Below are 21878 nucleotides of genomic sequence, written 5' to 3'. Positions count from 1 at the left end.
GTCTGCCGGTTCCCGGCGAGCTCCGTAAGTGACTTACGGAGCTCGCCAAGCCTGGCGGAACTGTCCTGCGGGGGTGCCCGCAGGCGGTTTCTTTGGAATTCGCTTGCGCGAATTACCTACTTGGCCTTCTCGAGGATCTCGACGACGCGCCAGCGCTTCGTCGCGGACAGCGGCCGGGTCTCCATGAGGAGGACACGGTCGCCGACGCCCGCGGCGTTCTGCTCGTCGTGCGCCTTGAGCTTGTTCGTACGGCGGATGACCTTGCCGTACAGCGCGTGCTTGACGCGGTCCTCGACGGCGACGACGACGGTCTTGTCCATCTTGTCGCTGACGACCAGACCCTCACGGGTCTTGCGGAAACCGCGGTCCGTCTTCGTCTCTTCTGTCACGTTGCTCTCGCTCATCAGGCGCTCTCCACCGTCTCGATGCCCAGCTCGCGCTCACGCATCAGGGTGTAGATCCGCGCGATGTCCTTGCGGACGGCCTTCAGCCGACCGTGGTTCTCGAGCTGACCGGTCGCCGCCTGGAAGCGGAGGTTGAACAGCTCTTCCTTGGCTTCGCGGAGCTTCGCCAGAAGCTCCTCGTCACCCAGCTCGCGCAGCTCGGACGCCTTGGTACCGGCCGACATCACGCTTCACCTGCCTCGCGCTTGACGATCCGGCACTTCATCGGCAGCTTGTGCGCCGCACGAGTGAGGGCCTCACGCGCAATCTTCTCGTTCGGGTAGGACAGCTCGAACATGACCCGGCCCGGGTGCACGTTCGCGACCCACCACTCGGGGGAGCCCTTACCGGAACCCATGCGGGTCTCGGCGGGCTTCTTCGTCAGCGGGCGGTCCGGGTAGATGTTGATCCAGACCTTGCCGCCACGCTTGATGTGGCGGGTCATCGCGATACGAGCCGCCTCGATCTGGCGGTTCGTCACGTAGGCCGGGGTCAGCGCCTGGATGCCGTACTCGCCGAACGCGACAGTCGTACCGCCCTTGGCCTCACCACGACGCTTCGGGTGGTGCTGCTTGCGGTGCTTGACCCTACGGGGGATCAGCATGTCGGTCAGGCCTCCGTTCCGGTGCTCTCAGCCGGAGCGGCGGCGGGAGCCTCGGCCTTGGGGGCCTCGGCGCCTGCAGCCTGCTGCGGCTTGCGACCGCGCCGCTCGCCGCCACCGCGGCCACCACGGGCCGGACGGTCGGCACCGCCACCGCGGGCCGGGCGGTTACCCGCACGGGCGGCAGCGTTCTCGGCGCGGACCTCGGCGATGTTCTTGACGTCGCCCTTGTAGATCCAGACCTTCACACCGATGCGGCCGAAGGTCGTCTTGGCCTCGAAGAAGCCGTAGTCCACGTTCGCGCGGAGCGTGTGCAGGGGCACGCGGCCCTCGCGGTAGAACTCCGAGCGGGACATCTCGGCGCCGCCGAGGCGGCCACCGCACTGGATCTTGATGCCCTTGGCGCCGGCCTTCATGGCGGACTGCATGCTCTTGCGCATGGCCCGACGGAAGGAGACGCGGGAGGAGAGCTGCTCGGCGACGGCCTGGGCAACCAGCTGAGCGTCGGTCTCGGGGTTCTTGACCTCGAGGATGTTCAGCTGGACCTGCTTGCCCGTGAGCTTCTCGAGGTCACCGCGGATGCGGTCGGCCTCGGCGCCACGGCGGCCGATGACGATGCCCGGACGCGCGGTGTGGATGTCCACACGCACACGGTCACGGGTGCGCTCGATCTCCACCTTCGAGATGCCGGCGCGCTCCATGCCGGACGTCATCATCCGACGGATGGCGACGTCTTCCTTGACGTAGTCCTTGTACAGCTTGTCGGCGTACCACCGCGACTTGAAGTCGGTGGTGACACCGAGCCGGAACCCGTGCGGGTTTACCTTCTGGCCCATTACCGGGTTCCTTCCTTGCTGCTGACGACCACGGTGATGTGGCTGGTCCGCTTGCGGATCCGGTAGGCACGGCCCTGGGCGCGCGGACGGAACCGCTTCAGAGTCGGGCCCTCGTCGACGTAGGCCTCGGCAATGTAGAGGCTGTCGACATCGGTGTGGTCGTAGTTGTGCGCGGCGTTGGCGATGGCGCTGTCCAGCACCTTGCCGACCGGCACGCTCGCGGCCTGCGGGGCGAAACGCAGGACCGCCTGAGCCTCCGTGGCGTCCATGCCACGGATGAGGTCCACCACGCGGCGGGCCTTCATGGGCGTGACGCGGATGTACCGCGCCTGGGCCCTGGCTTCCATGGTTGTCCTTCCAGTGTCTGTCATGGTCATTCCACCCCGCGCTTAGCGGCGCTTCGACTTCCGGTCGTCCTTGACGTGACCCCGGAAGGTGCGCGTCGGCGAGAACTCGCCGAGCTTGTGGCCGACCATCGACTCGGTGACGAACACCGGAATGTGGGTCTTGCCGTTGTGCACCGCGATCGTGTGGCCCAGCATGGCCGGGACGATCATCGAGCGACGGGACCAGGTCTTGATGACGTTCTTGGAACCCGCTTCGTTCTGGGCGTCCACCTTCTTGATCAGGTGGTCGTCGACGAAGGGCCCCTTCTTGAGACTGCGCGGCATCTAAACCCGCTCCTAGCGCTTCTTGTTCGTCTTGCGGCGGCGGACGATGTACTTGTTGCTCGCCTTCTTGGGAGCACGAGTACGACCTTCCTTCTGACCCCACGGGGAGACCGGGTGGCGACCACCGGAGGTCTTGCCCTCACCACCACCGTGCGGGTGGTCAACCGGGTTCATCGCCACACCGCGAACGGTCGGGCGAACGCCCAGCCAGCGCTTGCGGCCGGCCTTACCCCAGTTGATGTTGCTCTGCTCGGCGTTGCCGACCTCGCCGACGGTGGCGCGGCAGCGCACGTCGACCAGGCGGATCTCACCGGAGGGCATGCGGAGGTGGGCCATCTGGCCCTCCTTCGCGAGCAGCTGCACGGAGGCACCGGCGGAGCGGGCGAACTTGGCACCGCCGCCCGGACGGAGCTCGATCGCGTGGATCGTGGTACCGACCGGGATGTTGCGCAGCGCCAGGTTGTTGCCCGGCTTGATGTCGGCCCCCGGGCCGTTCTCGACGCGGTCACCCTGCTGCAGGTTGCGCGGGGCGAGGATGTAGCGCTTCTCGCCGTCGGCGTAGTGCAGCAGCGCGATGCGCGCGGTGCGGTTGGGGTCGTACTCGATGTGCGCGACCTTCGCCGGCACGCCGTCCTTGTCGTGACGACGGAAGTCGATCACGCGGTAGGCGCGCTTGTGGCCACCGCCCTGGTGGCGGACGGTCACACGACCGGAATTGTTACGGCCGCCCTTGCTGTGCAGGGGGCGGACCAGCGACTTCTCCGGCGTGGACCGCGTGACCTCGACGAAGTCGGCGACGGAGGAGCCACGGCGGCCCGGCGTCGTCGGCTTGTACTTGCGGATTCCCATTTCTCAGTCCTCGTCCGATATCGGACGATCCGGACCTCCGTCAGGAGGTCGGACCGCCGAAGATGTCGATACGGTCGCCCTCGGCAAGGGTCACGATCGCGCGCTTGCTGTCGGCACGCTTGCCGAAGCCCGTGCGGGTCCGCTTGCGCTTGCCCTGGCGGTTGATCGTGTTGACCCCGGTGACCTTGACCGAGAAGACCGCCTGGACGGCCTGCTTGATCTGGGTCTTGTTGGCACGCGGGTCGACGACGAACGTGTACTTGCCCTCGTCGAGAAGCGCGTAGCTCTTCTCGGAGACGACCGGCTTGAGCAGCACGTCACGGGGGTCCGTGAAGGACTTGCTCAGCGGCGTCTCGACGGTGTTCTTGCCCTCGGCCTCGTGGCGACGCGCCTTGGCGACGCGCGCGGCCTTCGCGGCCTTGGCGGCCTTGGAGGCGATGGAGGGGTGACGCGTAGCCATCAGGCCTCGCTCCCTTCGGTGTCATTGTTCCGCTCGGCACTGGGCGTGCCGGACACGAAGGACTCGAAGGCGGCCTGGGTGAAGACCACGTCGTCGGAGACGAGAACGTCGTACGTGTTCAGCTGGCCCGGCTCCAGGATGTGGATCTGGGGCAGGTTGCGGGCGGACAGCCACGCGGCCTCGTCGGCGCGGTCGACGACCAGGAGCAGGTTCTTGCGCTCCGAGATCTTGTCGAACAGCGACTTGGCGGCCTTCGTGGAGGGGGTCTCGCCCTCGATCACGCCGGAGACGACGTGGATGCGGTTGTGGCGGGCCCGGTCGGTGAGGGCGTGGCGCAGGGCCGCGGCCTTCATCTTCTTCGGGGTCCGCTGCGAGTAGTCACGCGGCACGGGGCCGTGGACGACGCCACCGCCGGCGAACTGCGGGGCGCGGGTCGAGCCCTGGCGCGCGCGGCCGGTGCCCTTCTGACGGTAAGGCTTCTTACCGCCACCACGAACCTCGCCGCGGGTCTTGGTCTTGTGGGTGCCCTGGCGGGCAGCGGCCAGCTGTGCGACGACGACCTGGTGGATCAGCGGAATGCTGACCTTCTCCACGTCGAAGATCTCCGCGGGGAGCTCGACGGTACCGGCCTTGTCGCCCGCCGGCGAAAGGATGTCAACAGTGCTCATTACCTCAGGCCCCCTTGGCCGCGGTGCGGACCAGGACGAGGCCGCCGTTCGGACCGGGAACCGCGCCCTTGATGAGCAGCAGACCCTTCTCCGCGTCAACGGCGTGGACGGTCAGGTTCTGGGTGGTGACGCGCTCGTTGCCCATACGACCCGCCATGCGGAGGCCCTTGAACACACGGCCCGGGGTGGCGCAGCCACCGATGGAACCGGGCGAGCGGTGCTTGCGCTGGGTGCCGTGTCCGGCGCCGAGGCCACCGAAGTTGTGGCGCTTCATGACACCGGCGAAGCCCTTGCCCTTGCTCTTGCCGGTCACGTCGACCTTGACGCCGGCCTCGAACACCTCAGCGGTGATCTCCTGGCCGAGCGTGTACTCGGAGGCGTCCGCGGTGCGGATCTCGACGAGGTGGCGACGGGGGGTGACGTCGGCCTTGGCGAAGTGGCCCTTGAGGGGCTTGTTCACCTTGCGCGGGTCGATCTCGCCGAAGGCGATCTGGACCGACTCGTAGCCGTCACTGTCATTCGTACGGACCTGGGTCACGACGTTCGGGCCGGCCTTGACGACGGTGACCGGAACAACACGGTTGTTCGCGTCCCACACCTGCGTCATGCCGAGCTTCTCGCCCAGGATGCCCTTGATCTGCTTAGCCATCTTCAGATCACCGGCCTCAGAGCTTGATCTCGATGTCGACACCGGCCGGGAGGTCGAGTCGCATCAGAGAGTCAACGGTCTTGGGGGTCGGGTCGAGGATGTCGATCAGGCGCTTGTGCGTGCGCATCTCGAAGTGCTCGCGCGAGTCCTTGTACTTGTGCGGCGACTTGATGACGCAGTACACGTTCTTCTCAGTGGGCAGCGGCACCGGGCCCGCGACCGACGCACCAGTACGCGTCACCGTCTCGACGATCTTCTTCGCCGAGCTGTCGATGACCTCGTGGTCGTAGGCCTTGAGCCGGATGCGGATCTTCTGTCCCGCCATGGCTACTCAGTAGTCCTGTCTCTCGTAACGCTCTGGAACCCGGTCACTCTCTTCGATCTCTTCGCTTTTCTCCGACCCACGCGGTCGGGCGTGTCGCGCTTCCACTGACACAGATGCCCCACTTCGAACATCCCTCCAGGGAATGAACACGGCCCTTCCGGAACCGCAAGCCGGGACCGAAAGGCCACCGGGTGCCTGGCCGGTGCCGCACTGACACTTCCCGAAAGATTCCCGTACGTCCGCCCCAGCGCTGCCGTGTGGCAGTTAGGACGACGAGTACTGTGGGACTCGCTTCCGGTCCTCCCGGCGGGAGGCGCGCAGCATCAACACTCGACCGAGCAACCCCGCTAGTCTGCCATACGGGGCAGGGGGGCCGCCAATCGGGCCGGAGAGAATACCCCGGACGTGACGTAGGTCAAACTGTGTGGGGGCGGTCCGGGATTCGGGGGGCCGCGTGGGGGGCTCGGAGGACTCCCGTGCACCCGCCTGGCGACAGACAGTGCTCCCTCCGTACCCCGAATCCCCCGTGCCATGATCACCGCTCGGGCGAAGCTTCGCGGGGACACGACAGGGATGCGGGTCGCGGGCGGCGTCATCGACCACCTGCCAGGCGCCAACCCATTGGGATGACATCGTGGACGACCACGCGTACTCGTTCCTGGTCTGCGTGAACAACCCCGTTCCGGTGTCCGATCCGCAGTCACTGGGGTTGCCGCCCGACGCCGAGATGGCATCGACAATCCGGCTGTCGACCGCCCGCCGCCCGGGGGACACCCCGCTGGCCCGGATCTTCGCGCCACGATCCGGGCAACGAGGAAACCGCAAGGCACCACCGCCCTTCTGGATCCAGGACGGACCGGGCGGCAGGCCGTGGTGCTCCGTCCACCCGGCCGCTCCGGACATCCACGAGGTCCACGCCGTCGACGCCACCCCCCTGGCCACGATCACCCGCCACGCCGGCAGGCTCTCGCCCTGGCCCCGCCGCGTCCGCTGGTCCGCACGGTTCGCCCACACACCACAACCCGTCACAGGCAAGGAGGGCACCTGGTACGCCTGGTTCACCTACGTGGTGACGGCCCCCTTCTGGTTCCTCTTCGCGCTCTGCACGACGGTGTACGCGTACTTCGACGGAACGACGGACGACTACACGTTCAAGAGACCGCTACGAACCCGCTGGCGCGGGCGGGGCACCGGCACGGTCCTGGACTACCGGGGTGTCAGCAACGTCTACCGATTCGACCCGCGACACCTCGACGCCCGGGTCGCCTACGCCCTGGCGGTCCTCCAGACCTGGGAAGACAAAGGCTGACCGCCGCCCACATCCAACCGCGCCTCTACGACACGTACGGCACGAAGTTCGCCCAGGTGGCAGGCGAGAAGGCCAGGCGAGGGCCGTCCGCGTTCTTGGAGTCGCGGACGTGGATGGTGCCAGGGGTGGTGGCGAGTTCGACGCAGGATTCGCCGTTGGTACCGCCGCTGTAGCTGCTCTTGAACCACGCCAGTTCGGAGGCGTCCCCAGCAGAGGCCTTGCGGATCATGTCTCTCCCAGCAGTTGCTCGACGAAGGCCAGCGACTCCCGTGTCGGGAGGGCTTGCGCCCGGATGGTGCCATACAGCAGCTCAAGGATGCGGAGTTGCCTCGGATCGGAGACAGGCCGACCGTAGAAGGCGCCGTCGGCGCGCCCCACGGCCGTACCGTCCTCAAACTTCAGCAGCTCGATCCTGCCGTCAAGCCCCGGATGGGCTCCGCTGTTTGTCGGCATCACCTGGAGCGTTACGTTGCGCATTCGGCCCACCTCCAGCAGACGTTGGAGCTGTTGCCGCCACACCATTGTGCCTCCGATTTCCCGTCGCAGCGGCGCCTCTTCCAGGACGAAGTGGATCGACGGAGCCGGGTCCCGGTCGAAGACCGACTGCCTGGCCATACGAGCGGCCACCATGCGTTCCACATCGTCCGGTGAGTACGGCGGCTGCCAGGCCTCGATCAGGGTTCGCGCATGCTCCGGCGTCTGCAACAGCCCAGCGATGATGTTGCACTCGTACACACCGATCTCGACCGCCTTGGCCTCCAGCTTCCCCAGCTCCCGCACCTTCTTCGGGTACCGGACCTTCTTCACGTCCTCCCATGTCGCCGCGATGAGGCCACCCGCCTTCAACACCTGGTCGGCCTTGTCCAGGTACTCCTGCCGGGGAATCCGCTTCCCGCCCTCGATCTTGTAGACGAGGTCCTCCCCGTACCCGACCGCCTTCCCGAAGTCGGCGGCCCGCATCCCCACCGCCTCTCGCCGCAGCTTCAGCTGCCGCCCGACGGTCGCGATGACCGCGACACCCCACTCGTCGTCAGCATCGACCTCCCAACCCGGCTCGTCCGCCTCCGTCTTGAGCCGCCCCGCCTCTGCCTCGACCGTCATTCCATGCCCCTCCGTCGTACCGCTCTGATGCAGCAGCGCCCTACCCGCAGGCCCCGTCCCGACAGCCCGGACACGACCGGACAAGCTCCGGACAGTCACCGTACGCACCCGCTGAGTCACTTCTCACAGTAAGCACGCACCGCCACGCTGAGTGACGTGATCCACGAAACGGCCGCCCCCGAGGCCCGACTCGCCGACCCCATCCGCAACTTCAGCGTGCAGCTGTCCCCCACGCCACGCGGAGCCCGCCTCGCCCGCCTGCTGGCCACCGAGCAACTCCGATCCTGGGAGCTGCCGTTGGACCCGGCACGCCAAGTCGTCGCGGAACTGGCTGCCAACGCGGCCACCCACAGCCGCGTCCCGGGCCGGGACTTCCGGCTCGTCCTCTACGTCGTCGGCAGCACCCTGCGCATCGAAGTGACCGACACCTGCGGCGACCGCCTGCCCCACCCCCAGGAACCCGCCCCCGACGCGGAGTCCGGCCGGGGGCTCGTCCTCGTCGAGGCCCTCGCCGACCGCTGGGGCGTCACCCAGGGACCGCGCCCGCGCAAGACGGTCTGGGCGGAGCTGAACCTCGCATCACCGGAGCACAGAAACGCGTGCTCCGGTGCGAGGGGCGCTCTTTCCCAAGAACCACGAGGGTGAAAGGACCCCCACCAAGCCCCACCCCACCCTCCCGCCACGCCTTGCCGCCCGCCCTCACCCACGCGAGTGAACATCACCAACTCAGCTGGATTCCCGGCCGGTTGCCTGCCCTACGCTCAGCGCAACACAACCGCAGACATGCGACGGCCCCCGCCGGGACGGCAATCCCAGTGCGAGGGCCTGACCACCGAGGAAGGTAAGGACTTCCCGATGGATACGCAGAACCCTAGCGTGCCCCTGCACGCCCAGCCCCGTATCGCGGGCAAAAACCACCCCCACCGGCACGCCCACTCCGGCAGCGGCCTCGACCACGACCACACCCGCCACACCACCCGCTTCACCGTGGTCGGCAACCACCTCGCCCAACACCCCGACCTCTCACTCGTCGCCATCGGGCTCGCCCTGCACATCCAGTCACTGCCCAAGCACTCCCGCGTCGACATCAAAACCCTCGCCGCCCGCTTCCCCGAAGGCACGACCCGCATCGCCGCCGCCCTACGCGAACTGGAAGCCCACGGCTACCTGCGCCGCATCCGCGAACGCACCCCCGGCGGCCGCATCATCACCCGCACCATCTCCTGCAACCAGCCCGGCCACCACCGCCAAGCGGCCGATGCACACAGCCCGGCACCACCGAAGCCAACCACGAAGAAACGCACACCCCACAAACCCCTCCCCGCCGTACCGCAGCCAGCCTGCCCGTCCCCCACGCTCATCCAGACCGCGACCGACCTCCTCGCCGACCTCCACCACCACGACCCCCACCTCCTCCTCTCCACCTGCGACACCGCCCACCTCGCCCCCGGCGTCGCCGCCTGGCTGGAACGCGACCTCACCCCCACCGCCGTACGACACGCCCTCACCACCGACCTCCCACCCGCAGGCCCACGACGCCCCGCCGCCCTCCTCGCCCACCGCCTCACCACCCAACTACCACCCCCACCCCCATTCCGCACACCCGCCCCACCACCAACCGCCCGGCACCCACTCCAGAACTGCGACGGCTGCGACCGCGCCTTCCGCGCCCCCGAACCCGGCCACTGCCGCGACTGCCGTCCTTGCGTTTCCGCAGCCGCCTGACCCACGCCCGTTCCACTCCGTGCTCTCACCCGGTATGAGAGGCCAAGCCCGACCATGACCAGTTCCCCACAAGCGGACAAGACCGCCGGCGCTCCCGCGTGTCCTGCCGAGCCCACAGCCCGGCCTCACAGGCGGTACAGCCGGATACTCTGGCCAGGGCACCTCCAGGAGGACACGATGAGCACCCAGTCTGATCACGGACACGAGCTGGTCCCCCGTCCCGAGCAGACACCCGACGGGCTGCGCGCAGCACTCGCCATTGTCGCCCCCGGACGCCTGGAGGAGATGCAGGCGACGAAAGACGAAGCCTTCGCCAAGGCGGTCGAGTGGCAGTCGCTGAGTCCTGTGCGGAGCTGGGTCCTGGCCTGGGCCAGAGACATCGAAATCGCGCGCCGCCCCGACCTGTCCGCCCGGTACGCCCAGGCGAAGAGCAACCTGGAACACGAGGATCCGTTCATCGCGCAGGATGCCCTGTGGCACCTGAGCGCGGTCCTGGACGAAGCCATGAAGGCAGTTCGCGGGTGAGCTGGAAGTGGGAATACGCCTTCGGCGCGGAGGAAGCTGCACGTACCGCTCCCGCCGACTTCCTGGCCGAGGTGGTACGAAAGGCCGACGAGTTGGTCAGGGCTGCTGAGGCAGTCCACGTCCACGGCCGCGCTCACGCGGGAACGGATCCGAAAGGCGGCGACGTCATCGTCCCCGGCGGGATGTTCACGTATCAGGTAGTCGTGCGCAGCGAGCGCGTCTACCTCGTCCAGATCACCTATTTGGGTTTCTGAATCGATCGCTCTATCCGCGTGCGATTCGAGAGCAGCAGGGCCGTCCACGTTCCGCAGGCGCAGGCGCCAGCGGCGTTTTCCGACATGGCTCATCCCCGCGCCCAGCTCGAGCGGTCACCGTACGGACCTCATCCCCCCGCATTCCGCAACCGCGCGAACGACGTATCCAGCCCCCGCTTCAACACCCCCGCCACCGGCCGCTCCACAAACCGGTGAACCAGCCAGCTCAGCACCATGAAGCCCGCGATCACGACCACGACCAGCAGCCGGGCGTCCATCGTGTCCCGCAACCTGTTGATCAGTGTCGTACCGGCCACGTAGTGCGTGAGATACAGCGGATACGTCAGCGCGCCGGCCGTCACCAACCACTTCCACCGAATCCGGTCCGTCGCACCCAGCGCGATCGCCACCATCACCAGCAGGAACACGGTGAAGATCACCACGCTGCCCCGCCACCCGGACACATGCTCGACCTCGTCGATCCGGCGTCCCAGCTCCAGCTGGCCCATCAGCCAGGCCATGCCGAGGATGCCCCACAGCAACAGGTCCTGGCCGAAGCGGTGCATCAGGTAGAGGGCGAGGCCCGCGATGAAGTACCACGCGCCGTCCGGGTTCGCGACCAGCTCCAGCAGGTGGAAGTCGGCCACCGGCGCGAGCATCGCGGCCGCGCCCCACACGCAGCAGAACACCACGACCTTGCGGTACGTCAGCCCCGTGGCGACGACGAGCAGGAAGAGCAGGTAGAAGCGCAGCTCGGACCAGAGGGTCCAGTACACGCCGTCGACGTTGGTCACGCCGGAGCCGGACTGCAGCATCGTGAGGTTGAGCAGGATCTCGCGCAGGCGCAGGCGGTCCCACACGCCCGGGATCGCCACCAGGACGGCCGTGGTGAAGGCGATGGCGAACCAGTAGGCCGGGTAGAGCCGGATGACCCGTGAGACGAAGAACTGCCGCGGCGTACGGCCCCAGCACGACATGCAGATCACGAAGCCGCTGATCACGAAGAAGATCTCGACGCCGATCCAGCCGTAGGCGGAGAACCGGAACACCGTGGGCATGATGTCGGACACCGGCCGGCCCCAGATCGCGTTGTCCGGCTGGTTGACGCGGTTGGTGCCGGCGAAGTGGTGTGCGGCCACCATCAGGGCGGCGAGCAGGCGGATGCCGTCGATGGCGTAGAGCCGGCGGCCCACCCGTTCGCGCGCGGCAGCGTGCTTCACCGTCCGGAGCGGCCGGAGCGGCCGGATCGTCCGCAGGGGCCGCGTCGGCATGTCGTCCGGCACGGTGAGCGGGGGAAGCGGCTGCTGCAGTCCGCCGACGACCTGTCGCGGTATCGACGTTCCGCTGTCCGTGCCGTACATCGACACCTGTACGTCCGTCCTCATGAGGGGAATCCCGGGCCGGGGCGGCCACCGGACAGCTCACGCTACGGCCGCCCCAACCACCCCACAGCGAACAGACAAGAACATTCCGCGCGCGCACGAGCGGGATTTGCCGCAACTCTCGCCGAGATGCCTTCCGGCGTTCTCCAACACTTCACTTGACGGGGAAGAGGGCGCCCGGCAACGACGAAGGGACCCGCACGACCGAAGTCGTACGGGCCCCTTCAGGAGCTCGCAGTCGGAGCTACCAGGTCAGGTCGACAAGCTCACTTGTTGATCTTGGTGACCTGGCCGGCGCCCACGGTCCGGCCACCCTCGCGGATGGCGAACTTCAGGCCCTCCTCCATGGCGACGGGCTGGATGAGCTCCACCTTCATCTCGGTGTTGTCACCCGGCATGACCATCTCGGTGCCCTCGGGGAGGGTCACGACGCCGGTCACGTCCGTCGTACGGAAGTAGAACTGCGGGCGGTAGTTGTTGAAGAACGGCGTGTGACGGCCACCCTCGTCCTTGGACAGGATGTAGGCCTGCGCCTCGAACTCGGTGTGCGGGGTCACCGTGTTCGGCTTGATGATGACCTGGCCGCGCTCGACGTCCTCGCGCTTGATACCGCGGAGCAGCAGACCGACGTTCTCACCGGCCTGGCCCTCGTCGAGCAGCTTGCGGAACATCTCGATACCGGTGACCGTGGTGGTGGTCTTCTCGGTCTTGATGCCGATGATGTCGACGGTCTCGTTGACCTTCAGGATACCGCGCTCGATACGGCCGGTGACGACCGTACCGCGACCGGTGATCGTGAAGACGTCCTCGATCGGCATGAGGAACGGCTTGTCGACGTCACGCTCCGGCTCCGGGATCGACTCGTCGACGGCCTTCATGAGGTCGAGGACGGACTGGCCCCACTCCTTGTCGCCCTCAAGGGCCTTCAGAGCGGAGACCTTGACGACCGGAAGGTCGTCGCCCGGGAACTCGTACTCGGAGAGGAGCTCACGGACCTCGAGCTCGACGAGCTCCAGGATCTCCTCGTCGTCCACCATGTCGGCCTTGTTCAGGGCGACAACGATGTACGGAACGCCGACCTGGCGGGCCAGGAGCACGTGCTCCTTGGTCTGCGGCATCGGGCCGTCGGTGGCGGCGACCACCAGGATGGCGCCGTCCATCTGCGCCGCACCCGTGATCATGTTCTTGATGTAGTCCGCGTGACCGGGGCAGTCGACGTGGGCGTAGTGACGGGTCTCCGTCTGGTACTCGACATGCGCGATGGAGATGGTGATACCGCGCTGGCGCTCCTCGGGAGCCTTGTCGATCTGGTCGAACGCCGAGGCCTCGTTCAGGTCCGGGAACGCGTCGTGCAGCACCTTGGTAATGGCGGCCGTGAGGGTCGTCTTACCGTGGTCGATGTGACCGATGGTGCCGATGTTGACGTGCGGCTTAGTCCGCTCGAACTTCGCCTTCGCCACTGGGGTCCTCCTGTGGAGTGGTTCTGAACGCCTTGCTTCATCGGCGCCAGGTGATCTTTGCTGGAAAGCCCGGGCCCCAGGGCATTCTCACCACGATTGCGGTGGAATGCCCCTCAAGGCTCCGGAGTCAAGCCTACGGCGTGTGAACGCGCTGCGTTACTCGCCCTTGGCCTTCGCGATGATCTCCTCGGCGACGTTCCGCGGAACCTCGGCGTAGGAGTCGAACTGCATCGAGTAGCTTGCGCGACCCGACGTCTTGCTGCGGAGGTCTCCGACGTAGCCGAACATCTCCGAGAGAGGCACGAGGCCCTTCACGACGCGGGCACCGGCCCGCTCCTCCATGGCCTGGATCTGGCCACGGCGGGAGTTGATGTCGCCGATGACGTCACCCATGTAGTCCTCGGGCGTGGTGACCTCGACGGCCATCATCGGCTCGAGCAGCACAGGGCTGGCCTTGCGCGCGGCTTCCTTGAAGGCCTGCGAACCGGCGATCTTGAACGCGAGCTCGGAGGAGTCGACCTCGTGGTAGGCACCGTCGAGCAGCGTGATGCGGACACCGGTCATCTCGTAACCGGCGAGGATGCCGAACTGCATGGCCTCCTGGCAGCCGGCGTCGACCGAAGGGATGTACTCCTTCGGGATACGACCACCGGTCACCTTGTTCACGAACTCGTACGACGTGTCGCCGCCCTCGAGGGGCTCGATCGCGATCTGCACCTTGGCGAACTGACCGGTACCACCGGTCTGCTTCTTGTGGGTGTAGTCCACGCGCTCGACGGCCTTGCGGATCGTCTCGCGGTACGCGACCTGCGGCTTGCCGACGTTGGCCTCGACCTTGAACTCACGGCGCATACGGTCGACCAGCACCTCGAGGTGCAGCTCGCCCATACCACCGATGATGGTCTGGCCGGTCTCCTCGTTGGTGTGGACCTGGAAGGACGGGTCCTCCTCGGCCAGGCGCTGGATCGCGACGCCCAGCTTCTCCTGGTCGCCCTTCGACTTGGGCTCGATGGCGACCTGGATGACCGGCGCCGGGAAGTCCATGGACTCCAGGATCACCGGCTGCTTGTCGTCGCACAGCGTCTCACCGGTCGTGGTCTGCTTCAGACCCATCACGGCGACGATGTCGCCGGCGCCCACCGACGCGATCTCCTCACGCTTGTTCGCGTGCATGCGGTAGATCTTGCCGATGCGCTCCTTCTTGCCCTTGACGGAGTTCAGCACGGCGGTGCCGGTCTCCAGGCGTCCCGAGTAGACCCGGACGAAGGTGAGCTTGCCGAGGTGCGGGTCGCTCATGATCTTGAACGCCAGCGCGGACAGCGGCTCGTCCTCGGACGGCTTGCGCTTGACGATCAGCTCCGGGTCCTTGACGTCGTGGCCCTCGATGGCCTCGACGTCAAGCGGGGTGGGGAGGTAGCGCACGACCGCGTCGAGCAGGGGCTGGACGCCCTTGTTCTTGAACGCGGTGCCACAGAACACCGGGGTGACCGTGGTGTCGCTGGACTTGCCGGACGCGATGGTGATGCGACGGATCGCGGCGTACAGCTGCTCCTCGGTGGGCTCGACGCCCTCCAGGTACAGCTCCATGATCTCTTCGTCGTTCTCCGCGACGGCCTCGAGCAGCTTGCCGCGCCACTCCTCGGCGGCCTCGGTGTGCGTGGCCGGGATGTCGACGGTGTCGTACATCTCGCCCTTGGCGGCCTCGGCGGACCACACGAGCGCCTTCATGCGGACCAGGTCCACGACGCCCTTGAAGTCGGCCTCGGCACCGATGGGCAGCTGCATGACGATCGGCTGCGCGCCCAGGCGGTCGCTGATCATGTCGACGCAACGGTGGAACTCGGCACCCGTGCGGTCGAGCTTGTTCACGAAGCAGATGCGCGGCACGCCGTAGCGGTCCGCCTGACGCCACACCGTCTCGGACTGGGGCTCGACGCCGGCAACGCCGTCGAACACCGTCACCGCACCGTCGAGCACACGCAGGGAGCGCTCCACCTCGACGGTGAAGTCCACGTGCCCCGGGGTGTCGATGATGTTGATGGTGTGATCGACGTTGTCCAGCGGCCAGTGGCAGGTGGTGGCAGCAGAGGTGATCGTGATGCCACGCTCCTGCTCCTGCTCCATCCAGTCCATGGTGGCGGCGCCGTCGTGGACCTCACCGATCTTGTACGAAACGCCGGTGTAGAACAGGATCCGCTCAGTGGTGGTCGTCTTGCCCGCGTCGATGTGGGCCATGATCCCGATGTTGCGGACCCTGGCCAGGTCAAGTGAAGTGGTAGCCATAAGGCTTCAGTCTTCTCTCGGTCTCGATGTGGGTAGCGACTACCAGCGGTAGTGCGCGAAGGCCTTGTTGGACTCGGCCATCTTGTGGGTGTCCTCGCGCTTCTTCACGGCCGCGCCGAGGCCGTTCGAGGCGTCGAGAAGCTCGTTGAGCAGACGCTCGGTCATGGTCTTCTCGCGACGGGCGCGGGAGTAACCGACCAGCCAGCGCAGCGCCAGGGTGTTGGCGCGGCCGGGCTTGACCTCGACCGGCACCTGGTAGGTGGCGCCACCGACACGGCGGGACTTGACCTCGAGGGTCGGCTTGATGTTCTCGAGAGCGCGCTTGAGCGTGATGACCGGGTCGTTGCTGGTCTTCTCGCGCAGGCCCTCCATGGCGCCGTACACGATGCGCTCGGCGGTGGAGCGCTTGCCGTTCAGCAGCACCTTGTTGATGAGGGAGGTCACCAGAGGAGAACCGTAGACCGGGTCGATGATGACCGGGCGCTTCGGGGCGGGGCCCTTACGAGGCATTCTTACTTCTCCTTCTTGGCGCCGTAGCGGCTGCGGGCCTGCTTGCGGTTCTTGACACCCTGGGTGTCGAGCGAACCACGGATGATCTTGTAACGAACACCGGGCAGGTCCTTCACACGGCCGCCACGCACGAGCACGATGGAGTGCTCCTGCAGGTTGTGTCCCTCACCCGGAATGTAAGCGGTGACCTCGATCCCGCTGGTCAGACGCACACGCGCGACCTTACGCAGGGCCGAGTTCGGCTTCTTCGGGGTGGTCGTGAACACACGCGTGCAGACGCCACGGCGCTGGGGGGAACCGTCCAGTGCGGGCGTCTTGTTCTTCTCGACCTTGTCCTGCCGGCCCTTGCGGACCAGCTGCTGGATCGTAGGCACTACTTCTCCGGTTTCTGTGTGCCGATAGGTGAAGCTAACCTGGAACGTCGCCGACCCACGCGGTCGGGTGTGTCGAATCCCGCAGACTCTCGCCGCCAGGCAGAAAGAGGCGCAGATTACGGTGGCCAGTGACGGCTCCGGTGCGGTTCAGAGGCACGCACGAGAGCCAGGGCACACCCCAGGCACAAGGTCTGAGCGTACCTAGCTCATTCGCTGTGGTCAAAACAAATGGGCCGCGCCCCCACCCTCGGACGGAACATGTCAAGCCTCGACCCCGTCCGTGATCTTCAAATCCACGCCACGGGCACCCCATACCGCCCTCTCGATGATCTACGGAACTCGGCTCCCGTCACCCCGACGCCGGCCCCACATGAACACTCCCGTCACCCCGCCACCAGCCCCACCACGAACACCAGCGCCAGCATGAGCGCCCAGCCGGCGGTGGACAGCCACCCGAACACGAGCCCGATCAGGGCCAGCCCGTCACCGCCCTCCCCCGTGTTCCGGATCTCCGCCCGCGCCGCATGCCCGAGGACCACCGCCGGAATACCCGTGAGCCCGAAGGTCGGCAGACACAGCAGCCCGCACACGGCGGACCCGACCGCCTTCCCATTGGTCTGCGGCTGCGGCACGGGCAGAAACGTCGGCGGTACGGCCACGACGGGCGCGGGATGCGGTACGGGGCCCGAGGGCAGGTCGGCGACGAGCAGAGCCAGCTCCCCCACCGTACGAGCCGCGTAGGCCCGCTCCACCCGCTTGTCGAACTCCCCTTTCTCCAGCCGCCCCTCACCGAACCCCGCCCTGAGCACGTCCACGGCCCGCTCACGGTCGGCGTGGGAGGCGAGCATGGACGAGGTGCTGTGCGCTTGCCAGGGGTGGGGCTGAGGGACGCCTCCGGCCTGCCAGGGCAGCGGCGCACCACCGGCCCCCTGCCAGGGCCGCGGGACGCCACCCTGCCCTGACTGCGGAGCATCACGGCCCGGCTGAGCTCCACCCTGCCCCGGCTCCCACGGCTGCCATGGCTGCCACGACGGATTCGACACGGAACACCTCCCCGACCCCCCGAGTCCTTCCATGATGCGCCAAGTCCTGCCAGGCGCGAGAGAACGCGTCGGCCACGCGGCCGATTGTCGCTCGTTTCTTGCAGGTCACCTGCGCTGCTGGACACCCAAATAGACCTGATCAACCAGGCCCTGGCGAACAAGCGTCTGGAGGACCACCAGCTCGACGAGCCTCATGAGCTCATCCCCGAGCGTATGAGCCATCTTGCGGACCACGCCCCTCTCCGAGGCGGAGGACCCACCGCCGTACGCCGTCACCCCGCCCGACGACCCTGGAGCGCAAGCGGGCGCCCAGTTGCGCGGCTACTCGACTCGCACCCCGACGTGCACACGCGCCTGCATCACTTGCAGACCTACCTCAAGGGCAGGCACTGACACGCCGAAGGGCGGCCACCCCGAGAGGTGACCGCCCTTCAGCGGTTCAAGCGGACGCTTGCCTACTGGTTGTACGGACCGTAGTCGTAGTCCTCCAGCGGCACGGCCTGGCCGGAGCCCGTGCCGAACGGCGAGTAGTCGATGTCGTCGTAGCCGACGGCCGAGTACATCGCGGCCTTGGCCTCCTCGGTCGGCTCGACCCGGATGTTGCGGTAGCGGGACAGGCCCGTACCGGCCGGGATGAGCTTACCGATGATGACGTTCTCCTTGAGGCCGATCAGGGAGTCGGACTTGGCGTTGATCGCCGCGTCCGTCAGGACCCTGGTCGTCTCCTGGAAGGACGCCGCCGACAGCCACGACTCGGTCGCCAGCGAGGCCTTGGTGATACCCATCAGCTGCGGACGACCGGAGGCCGGGTGACCGCCCTCCTGGACCACACGACGGTTCTCGGTCTCGAACTTCGAGCGCTCGACCAGCTCACCGGGCAGCAGCTCGGCGTCGCCGGACTCGATGATCGTCACCCGGCGGAGCATCTGCCGGATGATGATCTCGATGTGCTTGTCGTGGATCGACACACCCTGCGAGTTGTAGACCTTCTGGACCTCGCCGACCAGGTGGACCTGGACGGCACGCTGACCCAGGATGCGCAGCACATCGTGCGGGTTGGTGGCACCCACGGTGAGCTTCTGGCCCACCTCGACGTGCTCGCCCTCGCTGACCAGGAGTCGGGCGCGCTTCGAGATCGGGAACGCCGTCTCGTCGCTGCCGTCGTCCGGCGTGATGACCAGCTTCTTGGTCTTCTCGGTCTCCTCGATCCGGACGCGGCCGGAGGCCTCGGAGATCGGGGCGACACCCTTCGGGGTACGGGCCTCGAAGAGCTCGACGACACGCGGCAGACCCTGGGTGATGTCGTCACCGGCCACACCACCGGTGTGGAAGGTACGCATCGTCAGCTGGGTACCGGGCTCACCGATGGACTGGGCGGCGATGATGCCGACCGCCTCACCGATGTCGACCAGCTTGCCGGTGGCCAGCGAACGGCCGTAGCACATCGCGCAGGTGCCGACGGCGGACTCGCAGGTCAGGACCGAGCGGGTCTTGACCGTCTCGATGCCCGCGGCGACCAGCTGGTCGATGAGGACGTCACCGAGGTCGACGCCCGCCGGGGCGAGCACCTTGCCGTCGACGACGATGTCCTCGGCGAGGCAGCGCGCGTACACGCTGGTCTCGGCGTTGTCCGCCTTGCGCAGGACGCCGTCGGCGCCACGCTCGGCGATGGCCAGCTTGAGGCCGCGGTCGGTGCCGCAGTCCTCCTCGCGAATGATGACGTCCTGGGAGACGTCGACCAGACGACGGGTGAGGTAACCCGAGTCGGCGGTACGCAGAGCGGTGTCCGCCAGACCCTTACGGGCACCGTGCGTGGAGATGAAGTACTCCAGCACGGACAGACCCTCACGGAACGAGGCCTTGATGGGCCGCGGGATCGTCTCGTTCTTCGCGTTCGACACCAGACCACGCATACCGGCGATCTGACGCATCTGCATCATGTTCCCTCGGGCGCCCGAGTTCACCATCATGAAGATCGGGTTGGTCTTCGGGAAGTTCTCGTTCATCGCCTCGGCGACCTCGTTGGTCGCCTTGGTCCAGATCGCGATGAGCTCCTGCGTGCGCTCGTCCTTGGTGATCAGACCGCGCTCGTACTGCTTCTGGACCTTCTCGTCCTGCGCCTCGTACCCGCGGACGATCGCCTTCTTCGCCTCGGGAACGACGACGTCGGAGATCGCGACGGTGACGCCGGAACGGGTGGCCCAGTAGAAGCCGGACGCCTTCAGGTTGTCGAGCGTCGCCGCCACGATGACCTTCGGGTAGCGCTCGGCGAGGTCGTTGACGATCTCGGAGAGCTGCTTCTTGCCGACCTCGTAGTCGACGAACGGGTAGTCCTCGGGCAGCAGCTCGTTGAAGAGCGCACGGCCCAGGGTCGTCCGCAGCCGGAACGAGTCACCCTGCTGCCACTCCGGCTCGCCCTCCTCCTGCGCTGGCGGGGTCCAGCCACGCGGCGGGATGGTGCCGACCGGGAAGCGGATGTCGATCCTCGACTGGAGCGAGAGCTCGCCCGCGTCGAAAGCCATGATCGCCTCGGCGACGGAGGAGAAGGAGCGCTCCTCACCCTTGACGTTCCGCATCTCACCGTCGGTGGTGAGGAAGAACAGACCGAGGACCATGTCCTGGGTCGGCATCGTCACCGGACGGCCGTCGGCGGGCTTGAGGATGTTGTTCGAGGACAGCATCAGGATGCGGGCCTCGGCCTGCGCCTCCGCGGACAGCGGAAGGTGCACGGCCATCTGGTCACCGTCGAAGTCCGCGTTGAACGCGGTGCAGACGAGCGGGTGGATCTGGATGGCCTTGCCCTCGACCAGCTGCGGCTCGAAGGCCTGGATGCCGAGGCGGTGCAGCGTGGGCGCACGGTTCAGCAGAACCGGGTGCTCCGCGATGACCTCTTCCAGGACGTCGTACACGACCGTGCGGCCGCGCTCGACCATCCGCTTGGCGCTCTTGATGTTCTGCGCGTGGTTCAGGTCGACCAGGCGCTTCATCACGAACGGCTTGAAGAGCTCCAGCGCCATCGCCTTCGGCAGACCGCACTGGTGCAGCTTCAGCTGCGGACCGACGACGATCACGGAACGCGCGGAGTAGTCCACACGCTTGCCGAGCAGGTTCTGACGGAAGCGGCCCTGCTTGCCCTTGAGCATGTCGGACAGCGACTTCAGCGGACGGTTGCCGGGGCCCGTCACCGGGCGACCACGACGGCCGTTGTCGAAGAGCGCGTCGACGGCCTCCTGAAGCATGCGCTTCTCGTTGTTCACGATGATCTCGGGCGCACCGAGGTCAAGGAGTCGCTTCAGACGGTTGTTCCGGTTGATCACACGGCGGTACAGGTCGTTCAGGTCGGAGGTCGCGAAGCGGCCACCGTCCAGCTGCACCATCGGACGCAGGTCCGGCGGGATGACCGGCACGCAGTCGAGCACCATGCCCTTGGGGCTGTTGGTGGTGCTCAGGAACGCCGAGACGACCTTGAGCCGCTTCAGGGCACGGGTCTTCTTCTGGCCCTTGCCGGTACGGATGATCTCGCGAAGCCGCTCGGCCTCTTCGTCCAGGTCGAAGGACTCCAGGCGCTTCTGCAGCGCCGCGGCACCCATCGAACCGTCGAAGTACGTGCCGAAGCGGTCCCGCAGCTCGCGGTAGAGCAGCTCGTCGCCCTCGAGGTCCTGGACCTTGAGGTTCTTGAACCGGGTCCACACCTCGTCGAGCCGGTCGATCTCGCGCTGCGCGCGGTCGCGCAGCTGCTTCATCTCCCGCTCGGCGCCCTCACGGACCTTCCGGCGTACGTCGGCCTTGGCGCCCTCGGCCTCCAGCTCGGCCAGGTCGCCCTCGAGCTTCTTGGCACGGGCCTCCAGGTCGGCGTCCCGGCGGTTCTCGATCTGCTGCCGCTCCACGGAGACGTGCGCCTCCAGGGAGGGCAGGTCGCGGGTACGACGCTCCTCGTCCACGTACGTGATCATGTACGCGGCGAAGTAGATGACCTTCTCCAGGTCCTTCGGGGCGAGGTCGAGCAGGTAGCCCAGCCGCGACGGAACGCCCTTGAAGTACCAGATGTGCGTGACAGGGGCGGCCAGCTCAATGTGGCCCATCCGCTCACGGCGCACCTTGGCGCGAGTGACCTCGACGCCGCAGCGCTCACAGATGATGCCCTTGAAGCGGACACGCTTGTACTTGCCGCAGTAGCACTCCCAGTCCCGGGTCGGACCGAAGATCTTCTCGCAGAAGAGTCCGTCCTTCTCGGGCTTGAGGGTGCGGTAGTTGATCGTCTCGGGCTTCTTGACCTCGCCGTGGCTCCACTGACGGATGTCGTCAGCGGTGGCCAGACCGATCCGGAGCTCGTCGAAGAAGTTGACGTCGAGCACTATGCGTCAATCCCTCTCAGGGTTGTAAGTCATGGGGTCTGATACGGGGGTCCTG

At 67.0% G+C, this 21878-nt stretch carries 25 protein-coding genes; 5 read left to right on the top strand and 20 right to left on the bottom strand.

Annotated features, from left to right (window positions below; genetic code table 11):
* Positions 1–116 precede the first annotated feature (116 nt).
* From rpsQ to rpsJ, 11 genes are read right to left on the bottom strand one after another with little or no spacing between them, the layout of a single operon-like run.
* On the bottom strand, positions 117–404 hold the full coding sequence (gene rpsQ / locus Q4V64_RS31255) for a 30S ribosomal protein S17 (protein WP_010036717.1): 288 nt from the start codon (positions 402–404) through the stop codon (positions 117–119).
* A complete protein-coding gene (gene rpmC / locus Q4V64_RS31250) occupies positions 404–628 on the bottom strand; it encodes a 50S ribosomal protein L29 (protein WP_003998824.1) in 225 nt (74 codons plus the stop codon). The genes rpsQ and rpmC overlap by 1 nt, the downstream gene beginning before the upstream one ends.
* Complete coding sequence (rplP, locus tag Q4V64_RS31245; RefSeq protein ID WP_124439900.1) at positions 628–1047, bottom strand: 50S ribosomal protein L16; 420 nt, start codon at positions 1045–1047, stop codon at positions 628–630. Before rplP ends, rpmC begins: the two co-directional genes overlap by 1 nt.
* A 5-nt stretch (positions 1048–1052) precedes the next feature.
* A complete protein-coding gene (gene rpsC, locus Q4V64_RS31240; RefSeq protein ID WP_062229705.1) occupies positions 1053–1880 on the bottom strand; it encodes a 30S ribosomal protein S3 in 828 nt (275 codons plus the stop codon).
* The gene (gene rplV / locus Q4V64_RS31235; protein WP_030936396.1) at positions 1880–2227 is read right to left on the bottom strand and encodes a 50S ribosomal protein L22; all 348 of its coding nucleotides are present in this window, start codon (positions 2225–2227) and stop codon (positions 1880–1882) included. Before rplV ends, rpsC begins: the two co-directional genes overlap by 1 nt.
* Positions 2228–2269: 42 nt before the next feature.
* Positions 2270–2551, bottom strand: a complete 282-nt coding sequence (gene rpsS, locus Q4V64_RS31230; RefSeq protein ID WP_007384069.1) for a 30S ribosomal protein S19 — start codon at positions 2549–2551, stop codon at positions 2270–2272.
* Positions 2552–2563: 12 nt separating this feature from the next.
* The gene (gene rplB / locus Q4V64_RS31225; protein ID WP_037887002.1) at positions 2564–3400 is read right to left on the bottom strand and encodes a 50S ribosomal protein L2; all 837 of its coding nucleotides are present in this window, start codon (positions 3398–3400) and stop codon (positions 2564–2566) included.
* A 40-nt stretch (positions 3401–3440) separates the two neighbouring features.
* Positions 3441–3860 carry a 50S ribosomal protein L23 gene (gene rplW, locus Q4V64_RS31220; protein ID WP_124439901.1) on the bottom strand — a complete coding sequence of 140 codons (420 nt, stop codon included), beginning with the start codon at positions 3858–3860 and terminating at the stop codon, positions 3441–3443.
* On the bottom strand, positions 3860–4528 hold the full coding sequence (rplD, locus tag Q4V64_RS31215; RefSeq protein ID WP_124439902.1) for a 50S ribosomal protein L4: 669 nt from the start codon (positions 4526–4528) through the stop codon (positions 3860–3862). Before rplD ends, rplW begins: the two co-directional genes overlap by 1 nt.
* Positions 4529–4532: 4 nt before the next feature.
* Complete coding sequence (gene rplC, locus Q4V64_RS31210; protein WP_124439903.1) at positions 4533–5177, bottom strand: 50S ribosomal protein L3; 645 nt, start codon at positions 5175–5177, stop codon at positions 4533–4535.
* A 16-nt stretch (positions 5178–5193) separates the two neighbouring features.
* Positions 5194–5502 (bottom strand): 30S ribosomal protein S10, encoded by a 309-nt coding sequence (gene rpsJ / locus Q4V64_RS31205; protein WP_003948644.1) that lies wholly within the window; start codon positions 5500–5502, stop codon positions 5194–5196.
* A 634-nt stretch (positions 5503–6136) separates the two neighbouring features.
* Between rpsJ and Q4V64_RS31200 the strand changes: the two genes are divergently transcribed.
* Positions 6137–6811, top strand: coding sequence for a hypothetical protein (locus Q4V64_RS31200; protein WP_124439904.1), 675 nt, complete (start codon positions 6137–6139; stop codon positions 6809–6811).
* A 25-nt stretch (positions 6812–6836) separates the two neighbouring features.
* On the opposite strand, the gene Q4V64_RS31195 is transcribed toward Q4V64_RS31200, so the two are convergent.
* Both Q4V64_RS31195 and Q4V64_RS31190 read right to left on the bottom strand, forming a co-directional pair.
* A complete protein-coding gene (locus Q4V64_RS31195; protein WP_124439905.1) occupies positions 6837–7040 on the bottom strand; it encodes a DUF397 domain-containing protein in 204 nt (67 codons plus the stop codon).
* Positions 7037–7912 (bottom strand): helix-turn-helix transcriptional regulator, encoded by an 876-nt coding sequence (locus Q4V64_RS31190; protein WP_124439906.1) that lies wholly within the window; start codon positions 7910–7912, stop codon positions 7037–7039. The genes Q4V64_RS31195 and Q4V64_RS31190 overlap by 4 nt, the downstream gene beginning before the upstream one ends.
* Before the next feature lie 156 nt (positions 7913–8068).
* Here Q4V64_RS31190 and Q4V64_RS31185 point away from each other — a divergent pair, with 156 nt between their 5' ends.
* The 4 genes from Q4V64_RS31185 to Q4V64_RS31170 all read left to right on the top strand — a co-directional run bounded on the left by Q4V64_RS31185 (position 8069) and on the right by Q4V64_RS31170 (position 10416).
* Positions 8069–8557 carry an ATP-binding protein gene (locus Q4V64_RS31185; RefSeq protein WP_303713077.1) on the top strand — a complete coding sequence of 163 codons (489 nt, stop codon included), beginning with the start codon at positions 8069–8071 and terminating at the stop codon, positions 8555–8557.
* A gap of 210 nt (positions 8558–8767) precedes the next feature.
* The gene (locus tag Q4V64_RS31180; RefSeq protein WP_303713074.1) at positions 8768–9637 is read left to right on the top strand and encodes a hypothetical protein; all 870 of its coding nucleotides are present in this window, start codon (positions 8768–8770) and stop codon (positions 9635–9637) included.
* Between the two features lie 177 nt (positions 9638–9814).
* The gene (locus Q4V64_RS31175; RefSeq protein WP_124439909.1) at positions 9815–10162 is read left to right on the top strand and encodes a hypothetical protein; all 348 of its coding nucleotides are present in this window, start codon (positions 9815–9817) and stop codon (positions 10160–10162) included.
* Positions 10159–10416, top strand: coding sequence for a hypothetical protein (locus tag Q4V64_RS31170; protein ID WP_124439910.1), 258 nt, complete (start codon positions 10159–10161; stop codon positions 10414–10416). The genes Q4V64_RS31175 and Q4V64_RS31170 overlap by 4 nt, the downstream gene beginning before the upstream one ends.
* 128 nt (positions 10417–10544) lie before the next feature.
* On the opposite strand, the gene Q4V64_RS31165 is transcribed toward Q4V64_RS31170, so the two are convergent.
* From Q4V64_RS31165 to Q4V64_RS31135, 7 genes are all read right to left on the bottom strand, one after another.
* The gene (locus Q4V64_RS31165) at positions 10545–11801 is read right to left on the bottom strand and encodes an acyltransferase (protein WP_253266932.1); all 1257 of its coding nucleotides are present in this window, start codon (positions 11799–11801) and stop codon (positions 10545–10547) included.
* 263 nt (positions 11802–12064) lie between these two features.
* Positions 12065–13258: an elongation factor Tu gene (gene tuf / locus Q4V64_RS31160; RefSeq protein ID WP_124439911.1), complete on the bottom strand. Its 1194-nt coding sequence runs from the start codon at positions 13256–13258 to the stop codon at positions 12065–12067.
* A 156-nt stretch (positions 13259–13414) separates the two neighbouring features.
* A complete protein-coding gene (fusA, locus tag Q4V64_RS31155) occupies positions 13415–15541 on the bottom strand; it encodes an elongation factor G (protein ID WP_124439912.1) in 2127 nt (708 codons plus the stop codon).
* Between the two features lie 39 nt (positions 15542–15580).
* Positions 15581–16051 carry a 30S ribosomal protein S7 gene (gene rpsG / locus Q4V64_RS31150; protein ID WP_007384059.1) on the bottom strand — a complete coding sequence of 157 codons (471 nt, stop codon included), beginning with the start codon at positions 16049–16051 and terminating at the stop codon, positions 15581–15583.
* A gap of 2 nt (positions 16052–16053) precedes the next feature.
* On the bottom strand, positions 16054–16425 hold the full coding sequence (gene rpsL / locus Q4V64_RS31145) for a 30S ribosomal protein S12 (protein ID WP_007823146.1): 372 nt from the start codon (positions 16423–16425) through the stop codon (positions 16054–16056).
* Positions 16426–16808: 383 nt separating this feature from the next.
* Positions 16809–17273, bottom strand: coding sequence for a DUF1707 and DUF4190 domain-containing protein (locus tag Q4V64_RS31140; RefSeq protein ID WP_124439913.1), 465 nt, complete (start codon positions 17271–17273; stop codon positions 16809–16811).
* A gap of 650 nt (positions 17274–17923) precedes the next feature.
* The gene (locus Q4V64_RS31135; protein ID WP_124439914.1) at positions 17924–21823 is read right to left on the bottom strand and encodes a DNA-directed RNA polymerase subunit beta'; all 3900 of its coding nucleotides are present in this window, start codon (positions 21821–21823) and stop codon (positions 17924–17926) included.
* Positions 21824–21878: the final 55 nt, after the last annotated feature.

This window comes from Streptomyces sp. NL15-2K, from assembly GCF_030551255.1.
In the GTDB taxonomy this organism is placed as follows: domain Bacteria; phylum Actinomycetota; class Actinomycetes; order Streptomycetales; family Streptomycetaceae; genus Streptomyces.
Note: the sequence above shows the minus strand (reverse complement) of the source record. Positions and strands in the feature narration are given on the sequence as shown.

Excerpts from the sequence above, each read along its gene's own strand:
- Q4V64_RS31175 (WP_124439909.1), top strand. The coding sequence starts at position 9,815 with ATGAGCACCCAGTCTGATCACGGACACGAGCTGGTCCCCCGTCCCGAG.
- rplW (WP_124439901.1), bottom strand. The coding sequence starts at position 3,860 with ATGGCTACGCGTCACCCCTCCATCGCCTCCAAGGCCGCCAAGGCCGCG.
- rpmC (WP_003998824.1), bottom strand. The coding sequence starts at position 628 with ATGTCGGCCGGTACCAAGGCGTCCGAGCTGCGCGAGCTGGGTGACGAG.
- rpsC (WP_062229705.1), bottom strand. The coding sequence starts at position 1,880 with ATGGGCCAGAAGGTAAACCCGCACGGGTTCCGGCTCGGTGTCACCACC.
- Q4V64_RS31140 (WP_124439913.1), bottom strand. The coding sequence starts at position 17,273 with ATGCTCGCCTCCCACGCCGACCGTGAGCGGGCCGTGGACGTGCTCAGG.
- rplV (WP_030936396.1), bottom strand. The coding sequence starts at position 2,227 with ATGGAAGCCAGGGCCCAGGCGCGGTACATCCGCGTCACGCCCATGAAG.
- Q4V64_RS31180 (WP_303713074.1), top strand. The coding sequence starts at position 8,768 with ATGGATACGCAGAACCCTAGCGTGCCCCTGCACGCCCAGCCCCGTATC.
- Q4V64_RS31195 (WP_124439905.1), bottom strand. The coding sequence starts at position 7,040 with ATGATCCGCAAGGCCTCTGCTGGGGACGCCTCCGAACTGGCGTGGTTC.
- rplB (WP_037887002.1), bottom strand. The coding sequence starts at position 3,400 with ATGGGAATCCGCAAGTACAAGCCGACGACGCCGGGCCGCCGTGGCTCC.
- rplD (WP_124439902.1), bottom strand. The coding sequence starts at position 4,528 with ATGAGCACTGTTGACATCCTTTCGCCGGCGGGCGACAAGGCCGGTACC.
- Q4V64_RS31190 (WP_124439906.1), bottom strand. The coding sequence starts at position 7,912 with ATGACGGTCGAGGCAGAGGCGGGGCGGCTCAAGACGGAGGCGGACGAG.
- rplP (WP_124439900.1), bottom strand. The coding sequence starts at position 1,047 with ATGCTGATCCCCCGTAGGGTCAAGCACCGCAAGCAGCACCACCCGAAG.
- fusA (WP_124439912.1), bottom strand. The coding sequence starts at position 15,541 with ATGGCTACCACTTCACTTGACCTGGCCAGGGTCCGCAACATCGGGATC.
- rpsJ (WP_003948644.1), bottom strand. The coding sequence starts at position 5,502 with ATGGCGGGACAGAAGATCCGCATCCGGCTCAAGGCCTACGACCACGAG.
- rpsQ (WP_010036717.1), bottom strand. The coding sequence starts at position 404 with ATGAGCGAGAGCAACGTGACAGAAGAGACGAAGACGGACCGCGGTTTC.
- rpsG (WP_007384059.1), bottom strand. The coding sequence starts at position 16,051 with ATGCCTCGTAAGGGCCCCGCCCCGAAGCGCCCGGTCATCATCGACCCG.
- rplC (WP_124439903.1), bottom strand. The coding sequence starts at position 5,177 with ATGGCTAAGCAGATCAAGGGCATCCTGGGCGAGAAGCTCGGCATGACG.
- rpsS (WP_007384069.1), bottom strand. The coding sequence starts at position 2,551 with ATGCCGCGCAGTCTCAAGAAGGGGCCCTTCGTCGACGACCACCTGATC.
- Q4V64_RS31165 (WP_253266932.1), bottom strand. The coding sequence starts at position 11,801 with ATGAGGACGGACGTACAGGTGTCGATGTACGGCACGGACAGCGGAACG.